The sequence below is a fragment of the Anaerostipes sp. Marseille-Q3525 genome (genome assembly GCF_018223505.1).
Classification (GTDB): Bacteria; Bacillota; Clostridia; order Lachnospirales; family Lachnospiraceae; genus Anaerostipes; species Anaerostipes amylophilus.
The window spans coordinates 22,174-35,409 of the sequence record NZ_JAGTTT010000026.1 but is presented as its reverse complement, the minus strand read 5'-3'; the positions used below and the strand labels follow the sequence as shown (position 1 = coordinate 35,409).

General features: G+C 37.0%; 11 protein-coding genes and 1 riboswitch. All 11 genes read left to right on the top strand.

The window, feature by feature from the left end:
• Positions 1 to 569 precede the first annotated feature (569 nt).
• On the top strand, positions 570 to 1,394 hold the full coding sequence (locus tag KE503_RS11425; protein WP_212385275.1) for an AIM24 family protein: 825 nt from the start codon (positions 570 to 572) through the stop codon (positions 1,392 to 1,394).
• A 299-nt stretch (positions 1,395 to 1,693) separates the two neighbouring features.
• Positions 1,694 to 1,799, top strand: a riboswitch (TPP riboswitch).
• A gap of 162 nt (positions 1,800 to 1,961) precedes the next feature.
• Positions 1,962 to 2,765: a bifunctional hydroxymethylpyrimidine kinase/phosphomethylpyrimidine kinase gene (thiD, locus tag KE503_RS11420; RefSeq protein ID WP_055196965.1), complete on the top strand. Its 804-nt coding sequence runs from the start codon at positions 1,962 to 1,964 to the stop codon at positions 2,763 to 2,765.
• Between the two features lie 3 nt (positions 2,766 to 2,768).
• On the top strand, positions 2,769 to 3,941 hold the full coding sequence (cytX, locus tag KE503_RS11415; protein WP_212385274.1) for a putative hydroxymethylpyrimidine transporter CytX: 1,173 nt from the start codon (positions 2,769 to 2,771) through the stop codon (positions 3,939 to 3,941).
• 214 nt (positions 3,942 to 4,155) lie between these two features.
• Positions 4,156 to 4,305, top strand: coding sequence for a hypothetical protein (locus KE503_RS11410; protein WP_212385273.1), 150 nt, complete (start codon positions 4,156 to 4,158; stop codon positions 4,303 to 4,305).
• A 157-nt stretch (positions 4,306 to 4,462) separates the two neighbouring features.
• Positions 4,463 to 5,119, top strand: coding sequence for a GDSL-type esterase/lipase family protein (locus KE503_RS11405; RefSeq protein ID WP_022375694.1), 657 nt, complete (start codon positions 4,463 to 4,465; stop codon positions 5,117 to 5,119).
• 41 nt (positions 5,120 to 5,160) lie between these two features.
• Positions 5,161 to 6,705: a nitrite/sulfite reductase gene (locus KE503_RS11400; protein ID WP_212385272.1), complete on the top strand. Its 1,545-nt coding sequence runs from the start codon at positions 5,161 to 5,163 to the stop codon at positions 6,703 to 6,705.
• Between the two features lie 12 nt (positions 6,706 to 6,717).
• Positions 6,718 to 7,356, top strand: a complete 639-nt coding sequence (locus tag KE503_RS11395; protein ID WP_212385271.1) for a precorrin-2 dehydrogenase/sirohydrochlorin ferrochelatase family protein — start codon at positions 6,718 to 6,720, stop codon at positions 7,354 to 7,356.
• A 1-nt stretch (position 7,357) separates the two neighbouring features.
• Entirely contained in the window at positions 7,358 to 8,329 is a 972-nt protein-coding gene (gene hemB, locus KE503_RS11390) for a porphobilinogen synthase (protein WP_212385270.1), read from the top strand.
• Positions 8,330 to 9,613 carry a glutamate-1-semialdehyde 2,1-aminomutase gene (hemL, locus tag KE503_RS11385; RefSeq protein ID WP_022375690.1) on the top strand — a complete coding sequence of 428 codons (1,284 nt, stop codon included), beginning with the start codon at positions 8,330 to 8,332 and terminating at the stop codon, positions 9,611 to 9,613.
• Positions 9,595 to 10,845 (top strand): glutamyl-tRNA reductase, encoded by a 1,251-nt coding sequence (hemA, locus tag KE503_RS11380; RefSeq protein ID WP_212385269.1) that lies wholly within the window; start codon positions 9,595 to 9,597, stop codon positions 10,843 to 10,845. The genes hemL and hemA overlap by 19 nt, the downstream gene beginning before the upstream one ends.
• Positions 10,842 to 13,187 (top strand): hydroxymethylbilane synthase, encoded by a 2,346-nt coding sequence (hemC, locus tag KE503_RS11375; protein ID WP_212385268.1) that lies wholly within the window; start codon positions 10,842 to 10,844, stop codon positions 13,185 to 13,187. Before hemA ends, hemC begins: the two co-directional genes overlap by 4 nt.
• Positions 13,188 to 13,236 lie beyond the last annotated feature (49 nt).

Here is a 13,236-nt window from a genome sequence, read left to right as displayed (position 1 = left end):
TTATTATATTGAAGCACGAACGAGAGATAATAAAAGAACAGATATTATTATTGATTATAAAGGAGAATATATTATAGAAACAGTTGTATAAATTAAAAACAGACCTAAAGTTTTATAAGGTCTGTTTTTTATTTAAGAAAATTTTATATCAACAATATAAAAACAAAAATAACAATAGAAGCAACCATCAATTTATACTCATCTGAAAAGTTTTCTTTGTTCTGTAATTTTACCAGTACATGATATAAAAAGTAAAAAAATGAAAAAAAGCATAAAGCCAAGATAAATAAAACGATAATATGTTCCATAATAATTCCCTCCCATAATAAAAATCCTTAAAGTTTTATTTTTAAATAATATTATAAACAATATATTTCATATGTCCAGATAGCCCCCCAAAAAAACACTTAATGATAAAGAGTCTCAACAAGAAATGATAGACATGTTTTGATACAAATAGTTTCATTTGTGGATGAAAAAGGAATATGGTAAACTGATATTAAAATGAACAATAAATTAGAGCAATAGTTAAGAAACGTTTCTTTAAAATAACAGGAAAGGGAAAGATTATGTACAAAATCAGCAATTTCAGTGACAACGACGACGTAAAGATCATCGACCAGTCAGGACCATTTGAAGTCATCGAATATCAGAGAGACTTAAGTGTTATGCCAGAAGATGCCCAGTTAGCATTCTTCTGCAGTCAGATGAACGTAAGAAAACGTCAGCTTAAATGCGAATTATCTAAAGGAAATGTAACAATTCAGGCAGGTGCCATGCAGTGGATGGCAGGAGATGTCTCTGCGACAACAGGAATCAAAGGAGCAGGAGATTTCTTATCCAAGACAATCCGGGGAAAAGTAACGGGAGAATCTGCGATTAAGCCAGAATATACAGGAGAGGGAACTCTTGTTTTGGAACCTACATATAAACATATCATTTTATTAGATCTTGACGAATGGGGTAATTCGATCGTATTAGATGATGGTTTATTTTTAGCCTGTGAATCTACACTGAAACAAAAAGCAGTCAGAAGAAAGACGTTCTCTTCTGCATTTGCAGGTGGTGAAGGATTCTTCAACCTAGGATTAAAAGGAAGCGGAGTTGTCTGTCTGGAATCCGATTGCCCAAGAGAAGAATTAGTGGAAATCACATTAGAAGATGATGTTATAAAGATTGACGGAAACCTTGCAATTGCATGGAGTGGAAGTCTTGACTTTACGGTAGAACGAGCAGGAAGATCTTTGCTTGGTTCTGCAGTGAGTGGTGAAGGTCTGGTAAATGTATACCGTGGAACAGGAAAAGTATTATTAGCACCAGTTGTGAATCAGGCAATGAAACCACAGCAGGTGGTGGAGAAAGAGCCAGTGATCGTTAGTGATGACGACGAATAAGAATATAACATATATACAAAAGATTGCTTCATAAAAAGAAATAGCATTTGTTACAAAAAATAAGTAACTTTAGTAAGAAATGCCATTGCAACTTTTATTTTTACATTCTTAGCTTTTGCCATTGCACAGTTTGGATTATTAGCCGTTGTAAAACAGGGATATGCATACCTTGGATACGCAGCATTTATCACACTGTTTGTTCCATTTATTGTTCATGTGATCGCAACAAAAGGAAAAGAAATTTAAAGTTTGTATACAAAAACTTGAAAATTCAAACGATTTGATCTATAATAACAAAGAAATAAAAACAGGGAGCTTGTGAAACAGGCTGAGAGGAAAGTAAAACTTTCGACCTTTGAACCTGATTTGGGTAATGCCAGCGTAGGAAACGAAGATCATGAATCGCGAATATACGGAAAGTTACTAAATCAGTAGCTTTCCGTTTTTTTGTGTTTATAGGCAAGTAAATTTTATGAGAAAACAGCCTATAAAACAATGCGGTCAATTGGGGGCACCACTTTTGATCGCAATACAAAAATAATGCATAAGAGAAAAGGAGAGATACTTATGAGAACAGCATTATCAATCGCTGGAAGTGATTCCAGTGGAGGCGCTGGAGTTCAGGCTGACTTAAAGACTATGACAATGAATGGTGTATTTGCAATGAGCGCCATTACAGCACTGACAGCCCAGAATACAACCGGCGTAACAGGAATCTTAGAAGCAGATCCAGAGTTTTTAAAGAAACAGATCGACGCAGTCTTTGAAGACATCAGACCAGATGCAGTCAAGATTGGAATGGTTTCCTCGAGTGGACTGATCAAAATGATCGCAGAGAGATTACAGCATTATAAAGCGGAAAATATCGTTGTTGATCCAGTGATGGTAGCAACGAGTGGATCAAGATTATTAGAAGAAGATGCTGTAGATACATTAAAGAAAGAACTATTACCGATTGCAACGGTAATCACACCCAATATTCCAGAAGCAGAGATTCTTTGTGGTATGGAGATTCACACGGAAGAAGATATGGTAGCAGCGGCAAAAGCAATCTATGAAGATCTTGGATGTGCTGTCTTATTAAAAGGTGGTCATAACATCAACGATGCCAATGACTTATTATATACAAAAGAAGAAGTTTCTTGGTTTAAAGGAAAGAGGATCAACAACCCAAACACACACGGAACAGGATGTACTCTTTCTAGTGCCATCGCAGCAAATCTTGCCAAAGGTTTTGATCTTAAGACTTCTGTACAAAGAGCAAAAGATTATATTTCAAGAGCTTTAGCAGATATGTTAGATTTAGGAGCTGGAAGTGGACCAATGAATCATGCGTTTGATTTAAAAGATGAATGGAAAGAGGAGGCATAAGTGATGGGAAGCAGAAGAACATCAATCTTTGAAAACGGACTGATTTGGTTTGGAGCAGGAGTTTCATTAGCAGAAATTTTAACAGGTACAAGTTTCGCACCTTTAGGGTTTACCAAAGGATTATTAGCGATCATCATTGGACACATCATTGGATGTGGAATGATGTTTTTTGCCGGATTTATTGGTGGAAAGACAAGAAAAAGCGCAATGGAAACTGTAAAAATGAGCTTTGGATCAACAGGAGCTTTGTTATTTGCAGTATTAAATATTTTACAGTTAGTTGGATGGACAGCCATCATGATTTATGATGGATCATTAGCGGCAGCAGGAATCTTTCATGTGGCAAACTGGGTATGGCCAGTTGTGATCGGAGGACTGATCATCATCTGGATCTTAGTTGGAATTGAAAGTTTAGGAAAGATTAATACGGTTGCAATGGCAGCTTTATTTATCTTAACCGTTGTATTAAGCTTTATCATTTTTGGACATGGATCATTAAATACGGTTGCAAACGATGGATTAACATTTGGCGCAGCTGTAGAACTTGCGGTAGCTATGCCATTATCATGGCTTCCATTGATCAGTGACTACACAAGAGAAGCAAAAGAACCAACAAAAGCAACATGGGCAAGCGTGATCGTCTATGGATTAGTCAGCTGTTGGATGTATGTGATCGGTATGGGAATCTCTATTTTCACAGGAGAATCTGATATCGCACAGATCATGGTAAAAGCCGGACTTGGAATCGCAGGATTATTAATTATCGTATTCTCAACCGTAACAACAACATTCTTAGATGCATGGTCTGCTGGAATTTCCAGTGAATCTTTATCTAAGAATATCAATGGAAAATGGATCGCAGTTGCAGCAACAGTGATCGGAATCATTGGAGCCATTGTTTATCCAATGGATGACATCACAGATTTCTTATATCTGATCGGTTCAGTCTTTGCACCAATGATCGCCGTACAGATCGCAGATTTCTTTATCCTTCATCAGGATTTTTCAAGAAAATCTGTATGCATTCAGAACATGCTTGTATGGGTTGTTGGCTTTATTGCATACCGCTGGCTGATGGGTGTCGATACGATCCTTGGAAACACACTTCCTGATATGGTGATCACGATTGTTTTAAGTGTGATCGTAAGTTTATTGTTTGGGAAGAAGCATGACTAAGCCCTTTATAAATTAACTTATATAATAATAACGAAAAAATGGTTTTATATTATATGCAAAATATGATATAAAGCCATTTTTTTTATTTAATGATCTTGGATGGGTATCACATAATCAGGAAGAAATCTATCAAAATACGATTTATGTTGTAAAGAAACTGGTTACAGACGCAGGGATTGATAAAAATAAAGTTGCAGGAATTGGGGCAGCATATTTGGCAGGAATTGCTTTGGAAATTTATGATAAAACGATTTTTGACCAGATTAAGTGTGATAAGTATGAGCCATTAATGGAAGAGGAGCGATGGAAACATAAAAAGTATGGTTGGAAAAAAATAATTCAGAGTGCTTGTGAGAAAAATTAAATTAAAAATAGCACAAATCTATAATGCCGTATAGGATATTTTTATATCTTATAAGGTATTTTTCTGTTCATAACCTATTGACAAGTACAATTTCATTCCTTATAATCATATTATTCCTATTAAAATTGTATGAAATATAACGAAGAAGGTGACAGAGATGAAAGAAATATTATGCTTCGGAGATTCCAATACATACGGACTCATCCCCGGTACAAATAGAAGATATAACAGAGAAACAAGATGGACAGGTATTTTATCAGAGAAGCTTTACGATAAAGGATATAGAATCATTGAAGAAGGATTATGCGGAAGAACCAGTGTGTTTGATGATGCAACAAGAGATGGAAGGAATGGAGCGAAAGTACTTCCGATGCTTTTAGAAACACACACACCGCTTGATCAGGTGGTTTTAATGCTTGGAACCAATGACTGTAAAATATACAATCATGCAAGTGCAGAGCGTATTGGAAAAGGCATCGAAAAATTAATCCAACAGATCAAAAAACATGATCCTACGATCGATATTTTATTAGTATCTCCAATTGAACTTGGAGAAGATGTATGGAAACCAGGGTTTGATCCCGAATTTGATCAGCATTCTGTGAAAGTATCCAAACAATTAAAACAGACATATTTAAAGATTGCATGGAAATACGGATGTGATTTTCTTGCAGCAAGTGATGTAGCCAAACCAAGTAAGGCAGATATGGAACATATGAATGAAGAAGGACATAAAAACCTTGCAGAAGCCATCGAATCATTTCTTGTAGAAAAAGAAAGAAATCATTCAAACGACTATGTAAATGTGGTATGATAAGACAAATGATACAAAACATTCAGAAAGGAATTTTACATATGGAAATGATCAATCCACAGGAATGGAAAAAAGACCTGCCAGCATTTAAAGAAAAGACAGACCGGTTTTATGCAGGAGAATTAAGTAAAGCAGATTATAAAGGATTCTCCGGTGGTTACGGAAGCTATGCACAGAAAGATGGAAAGGCAAGCATGATCCGTCTTCGTATGGCGGGTGGTCATTTAACAAAAGACAAATTAAAATTTATCGCAGACAGTATTAAAACATATAACGTAGATAAAGTACATTTGACAACATGTCAGGCAATTCAGTTACATAACTTACAGCCAGAAGCAATCTATGGAATCATGGAAGGTGGATTAGATCATGGCATTGTAACAATGGGTGGTGGTGGAGATTTTCCACGAAATGTTACTGTATCTCCATTATCCGGTGTGCAGAAAGGAGAATATTTTAATGTTCTTCCTTATGCAGAAGCAGCTGGAGAGTATTTAATGACATTTATTAAAAAAGAAGTCATGCCAAGAAAGTTAAAAGTTGGATTCTCAAATGGGCCAGCGAATGAGACACATGCAACATTCCGTGATCTTGGATTTGTGGCAAGAGAAGATGGAAACTTTGATGTTTACAGTGCCGGTGGACTTGGCAATAATGCAAGATTTGGACTGAAAGTTGCTGAGAATGTAAAACCAGAGAAGATCCTTTATTATATCTGTGCAATGCGAGAGACATTTATCGCACATGGAAATTACAAACAGCGTGGAAGAGCCAGAACTCGCTATATGCAGGAAACTTTAGGAGAAGAAGGATATATCAAAGCATTCCATGAGAAATTAGATGAAGTTTTCGCATCTGGACAGGATTTAGATCTTCATGTAGAGATTCCTGAAGTAACAAAACAAGGAGATGAAAGTAAAGCAGAAGGAAAACGTGTGATCGAGCAGAAACAAGAAGGATTATATGCAGTTGCTTATCATCCATTTGGTGGCTGCCCAAAACCTGAGAAATTAGGACAGATCTATGATGTGATCAAAGATATGGATGAGGTAGAAGCACGGATCTCTCCAGATGAGACGATGTATATCATTAATCTGACTGGAGATGAAGCAAAGAAAGTTTCAGAAGTCACAAATGATGGTGCAGAAACATTGTTTGAGACATCGGTATCCTGTATCGGGGCAACAATCTGTCAGGTTGGATTAAGAGATTCTCAAGGACTGTTACACAAAGTGATCAAAGCAGAAAGAGAAGCCGGATTAAAAGATGGATCATTACCAAAGATTCATATTTCCGGATGTATGTCTTCTTGTGGAACACACCAGATCGGAGAGATCGGATTCCACGGAAGTATGAAAGTGATTGATAAAGTTGCTCATTCTGCATTTGTTCTTCATATCAATGGATCTGATTATCAGGGCAAAGAGGTTATGGGAGAAGAAGTAGGAACCATCCTTGAAGAAGATATTCCAAAATTCCTTGTAAAATTAGGACATACCGTTGAGAGCGAAGGACTTGATTATGCACAGTGGAATGCAAAACATCCAGAAGGTATCAAGGAAATCGCAAAAGAATATTTACAATAACAGGTAGAAGCAATGGCATATTTTCCAATGTTTGTACAACTAAAGAATAAAAAATGTCTCGTGATCGGTGGTGGCAGGATCGCGCTTCGTAAGATCGAAGTCTTAAAAGATTTTGAAGCGGATGTTACCGTGATCGCACCAGAGATGATACCCCAGATTCGGCAGATCGATAAGATCCGCCGAATCTTTCGAACATTTATGGAGGAAGATTTCAAAGAAGCAGAACTTGTGGTTGCAGCAACCAATGATCCAAAGGTAAACAGTGAGATCAGCAAGATCTGTATGCAAAGAAAGATTCCGGTCAATGCAGTTGATCAGAAAGAAGATTGCAGCTTTATTTTTCCATCCTATGTAAAAGAAGGAGAAGTAGTTGCGGCGTTTTCAAGTGGTGGTCAAAGCCCTATGATCACGCAATATTTAAAGGAAAAGATTAAACCAAATCTGACGGAAGAATTAGGACAGATCGCACAGATCTTAGGAAGTTTGAGAGCGTTTGCAAAATCATGTATTGCCACAGAACAGCAGCGCAAGGAATTTTATAAAGAATTATTACAAATCGGATTAAAAGATATTGATTCACTAGAAGAACAACGAATCAATGAAATCATTCAAAAATATACAAAAAATCAGAGTGAAATCGAGGAACAGTAAAATGGAACGTACAAGAAGATTAAGAACAAGTAATTATATGAGAGATATGGTGAGAGAAAACCATGTAAGAATTGATGAACTGATCTATCCGATCTTTGTCACAGAAGGAGAAGATATCAAGCATCCAGTAGAATCCATGCCAGGAATTTACCAGTATTCGCTAGACCGCCTGCCAGAAGAAATTAACAGAATTAAAGAAGCAGGGATCAAAGCAATTTTAATCTTTGGAATCCCAGATCACAAAGATGAAGTCGGAAGTGGTGCATACGCTGAAGATGGAATTGTACCAAAAGCAATCCGTCAGATTAAGAAAGAATACGAAGAACTGATCATCATTGCAGATGTATGTCTTTGCGAATACACTTCTCATGGACATTGCGGTCTTGTGAAAGATGGCATGATCTTAAACGACGAAACACTGCCACTTCTTGCAAAAGCATCTATAAGTTATGCAAAAGCAGGAGCAGATATCATTGCACCAAGTGATATGATGGATCTTCGAGTAAAAGCGATTCGTGAAGCTTTAGATGAAGCAGGTTTTGTATACATACCAATCATGTCTTACAGTGCTAAGTTCGCATCAGGATATTATGGACCATTTCGTGATGCAGCACACTCCGCACCAGGATTTGGAGACCGAAAGACATACCAGATGGACCCAGCCAATGGACAGGAAGCGATGCGCGAGATCGGGGAAGATATCGAAGAAGGTGCAGACCTTATTATTGCAAAACCAGCACTTGCCTATATGGATATTATGAAAGAAGCATCCATGAAATATAATATTCCAATCGTTGCATATAATGTAAGCGGTGAGTATGCCATGGTAAAAGCAGCTGCAGCCAATGGATGGATCGATGAGAAAAAGATCGTTATGGAAAATATGGTTGGATTAAAACGTGCCGGTGCAAAGATGATCATTACTTATCATGCATTAGACGTTGCAAAATGGCTGAAAGAAGAGGAAAGATAAATGAGTGATACAAGATCAAAAGAGTTATATGAACGAGCAAAAGTACACATTCCAGGTGGGGTTAATAGTCCAGTCCGTGCATTTCGTGCGGTAAACAGAACTCCAAGATTTATGGAATCAGCAAAAGGGGATCGAATCATTGATGCCGATGGAAATGAATACATTGATTATGTATGTTCCTGGGGACCTGGAATCTTAGGACATGCTCATCCACAGGTCATTCAAAAGGTTATGGAATCTTGCAAAAACGGATTAACCTTTGGAGCACCAACAGAGAAGGAAGTAATTTTGGCGGAATTGATCAGTGAACTCATTCCATCCATGGAGGTAAGCCGTTTGGTAAGTTCAGGAACAGAAGCTGTCATGAGTGCGATCCGTGCAGCCAGAGGGTTCACAGGAAGAGATAAGATCATCAAATTCCGCGGATGTTATCATGGACATTCCGACAGTTTGCTAGTAAAAGCAGGTTCTGGGGCATTAACAACATCCGTTCCAGACAGTGCCGGAGTTCCAAAAGACGATACAAAGAATACATTAGTTGCAGAATATAATGATAAAGATTCTGTAGAGAAATTATTTAAAGAAAATAAAAATGAGATTGCAGCAGTCATTGTAGAACCTGTTGCAGCGAACATGGGATTAGTACTTCCAGAAGAAGGATTTCTTGAATTTTTACGAGAGATCACAAAAGATCATGATTCTTTACTGATCTTTGATGAAGTGATCACAGGTTTCCGACTGTCTCTTGGAGGAGCACAGCAGTATTACAATATCAAGCCAGATATCACAACACTTGGGAAGATTGTTGGTGGCGGAATGCCAATCGGTGCTTACGGTGGAAGAAGAGAGATCATGCAGATGATCTCCCCAGATGGACCAGTTTATCAGGCAGGAACTTTATCAGGGAATCCAGTTGCAACAACCGCAGGTATTGAAACATTAAATATCTTAAAAGATGATCCACAGATTTATGAAAGACTGGAAAATAAAACAAAGAAACTTGCAAATGCAGCAAGACAGGCAGGAAATGGACATGTTTGTGTGAATCAGATCGGTTCTTTGATGAGTGTTTTCTTTACAGATCAGAAAGTCAGAGATTTTGAAAGTGCTGTGACATCTAATACGGAACAATATGCAGATTATTTTGGATATTTATTAGATCGTGGAATTTATATTGCACCATCTCAGTTTGAAACAATGTTTATCTCTGATGCACATACCGAAGAAGATATTGAGAAAACGTGTAAACTTGCAGGAGAAGCTTTATGCAATTTGGATTTCTAGGAATCGATTACAAAAATGCAGATCTTGCCGTTCGTGATGAGATTTCATTTACGGATCAGAAAAAGATGGAATTTTTCCGTAAAGCAGAAGAAAATGGAATTGAACAAGTCATGATCTTATCAACCTGTAACCGCAGTGAGATCTACTATTTTTATGAAAAGGAATCACAGGTAAAAGCAATACAAGATATCTATTGCGATATGTTTGAGAAAGTGCAGATTAGGCAATATATTAGACATTGCGAAGAAGACAAAGCTGTTTCTTATCTGTTTCGAGTCACAGCAGGTCTAGAGTCCATGGTACTAGGAGAAGACCAGATTCTTGGACAAGTAAAAGATGCCTTAGATTTTTCGAGAACAATGGGATTTAGCAAAAAAGAATTAAATAAAGTCGTAAGAGATGCGGTAACCTGTGCAAAAAAGGTAAAGACTACGTTTAAAATGAGCGAAAAACCAGTATCTGTTGGTTATATAGGAATCCTTGAAGTTGAAAAAACATGCATGATCAAAGGAAAAACGATTTTGGTGATCGGAAGTGGAGATACCGCAGTTCTTGCTCTTCGTTATCTATATGAATACGAGGCAGGAAAGATTTATTTATGTAGCAGAACACTGGCACATGCAGGAAATGTTCAGAAAGAATTTGAAGAAATTGAGATCATTTCATATGAACAAAGATATGAGGTCATGAAACGATGTGATATCGTAGTTTCTGCAACATCAGCACCACATGTGGTTGTAAAAGAAGAATGTTTTACACCAGAAAAATCTGTTACATTTTTAGACCTTGCAACGCCAAGAGACATCGATCCAAAACTTTCAGATGAACCAAAGGTAAATCTGATCAACTTGGATACGATCAAAGAAATATCTAAAGCTAATCAGTCAGAGCGGGAAGAACTTTGTAGAGAAAGTTTTACGATGATCGAGAAGGAAAAAGAAGAAACGATCAAGTGGTTATTTCAAGTTCCAATGGAAGAAACAATCCGTTCCCTTCAGGAAAAATGCACAGAAATCGTGGAAGACAGCTACTCCTATTTATCAAGAAAAATGGATCTTGGGACAAGAGAACAGAAGTTATTGAAGAAAGTATTAAATGCATCTTTGCAGCGAATGATCAAAGAACCGATTCAGGAATTAAAACATTTAGAGACAAGGAAAGAACAGGCAGATTATAAAAAGATGGTAGAACAGCTTTTTGGAATTGACACAAAGAAAGGAACCGATCTATGAAATATATCATTGGCTCAAGAGGATCACGTCTTGCATTAATTCAGACAAAGTATGTACAGGAGAAATTGGCGAAGGCATATCCAGAGCATTCTTTTGAAATTGAAGTGATTAAAACAAAAGGTGATAAAATTCAGAATAAACCATTAGATAAGATTGGTGGAAAAGGACTGTTTGTGAAAGAAATCGAAGAAAAAATCATTTCCGGGGAGATTCATATGGGCGTTCACAGTATGAAAGATATGCCGTCAACTCCAGCGAAAGGGCTTGTTTTCACAAAATCATGGAAAAGGGAAGATCCAAGAGATGTACTGATCCTTCGAACAGCATCCAACCTTTCTGATTTAAGAAAAGGAGCAGTGATCGGAACTGGAAGTAAACGACGTGCATTTCAACTGCTAAAACAAAGACCAGATCTTAAGATCGTCAATATCCGTGGAAATGTCGATACAAGACTTCGGAAAATGGAAGAACAAGAATTAGATGGAATCATTCTTGCGGCAGCAGGACTGAAACGACTTGGAATGCAAGATGTGATCACACAATATCTGGAACCAGAAGAAATGATCTCAGCACCTGCACAGGGAGTTCTTGCGTTGGAAGTCAGAGAAGATCAGAAAGAATTACAACAGATGTTAGATGTATTTTCGGACGAAGAAACTATGAACGAGGTATGTGCAGAACGAAATTTCTTAGAACAAATGGGTGGAAGCTGTCATACCCCGGCAGGTGCCAGATGTCAGAAGACAAACGATGGATACCGATTAGATGCGATGTTTGGAAATGAAGATGGAAACAAACAGGCATACACGAAAGTTTATGGGACTGACCCTGAAACTTTAGCAAAAACAGCCGTAAAAAATATAAAAAAACAGTTGGAAGGAATTGTCTATTTGATCGGTGCAGGACCAGGAGATCCGGAACTTATCACAGTCAAAGGAAAAGAGATATTAAAAAAAGCAGACTGCGTGATCTATGACAGGCTTATTCCACAGGAACTATTAGATGAGACAAAAGCTGGCTGTGAGTGTATCTATGTTGGAAAAGAAAATCATCATCATACAATGAAACAAGAACAGATCAATGAATTGTTAGCAGAGAAAGCATTGCAATATGATATTGTAGTTCGTTTAAAAGGTGGCGATCCATTTGTCTTTGGACGAGGTGGGGAAGAAGCGATTTATTTAGCGCATCAGGAAATTCACTGTGAAGTCATTCCTGGAATCAGTTCCTGTATCGCAGCCGCAGAACTTGCTGGAATCCCAGTCACACACAGAGGAATCTCCAAAGGATTTCGCGTTGTGACAGCACATGATCGTAGAAATCAGCTGTCTGATCTTAATTTTGCTTCTATGGCAAAGTCAGAAGAGACATTAGTATTCTTAATGGGACTTACAAAATTAGAAGAGATCACAACCAATTTATTAAAAAAAGGAATGAATGAAAATACACCTGTTGCAGTCATTTCAAATGCGGCATCAGCAAAACAAAAAACATGTACTGCAACATTAAATATAATTCAGGAAAAAGCAGATCAGGAAAAGCTTTCATCACCAGCTGTTATTGTTGTAGGAGATGTTGTGAAACTTCAAAAAGAGATTCAAAAACCAGAAGATACAACTTGGCATTTGGTCACAAAGGTAGGTGATCAGCCATCAAAATTAGCACAGTTATTAAAAGATCATGGATATAAGATCAAAGAATTTCAAACAGGAGAGATCTCTTATAAAAAGAATCTGATTTCTAAGGAAGAATTAGCGAAAGTTACTTATCTTATTTTTACAAGCAGATATGGAGTTCATGGCTTTATGAAACAGATGAAAGCTGCTAATCTGGATCTAAGAAATCTTTATGATAAAAAGATAGTTGTCGTTGGAGAGAAAACGAAAGATGTTTTAATGGAATATGGAATTGTTGCAGATCTTATGCCGAAAGAAGCAGGAGAAGTCCATCTTTGCAAACTTATGAAACAGGAAGTAAATAAAGATGATGTCATTTGGTATTGTAAAGGAATATCTGGTGGAGAAATACTAAAAGAAACACTTGAATCAGTTTGCCAGATAAAAGAAAAGATCATGTATGAAAATAAGAAAGTGATCTTTGATGTCCACCTACAGATCAAAGATATTAAAAGTATTTCATTTACTTGTGCGTCTTCCGTTCGAAGATTTTTTGATCAAATAAAAAAAGAAGAAATAAAGGAATGGATAGAAAACATTCCATGCATCAGTATCGGAGAAAAGACAACAAAACAATTAAAGAAAGTTGGAGTAAAACATATTTTAGAAGCCAAAGATACAACATATTTATCAATGTTTGATAAAATCAAGGAATCTATGTTATAATAGCAAAATGCCAGAGATCAAATGATGGAACTCTGGTATTTTAAATGAA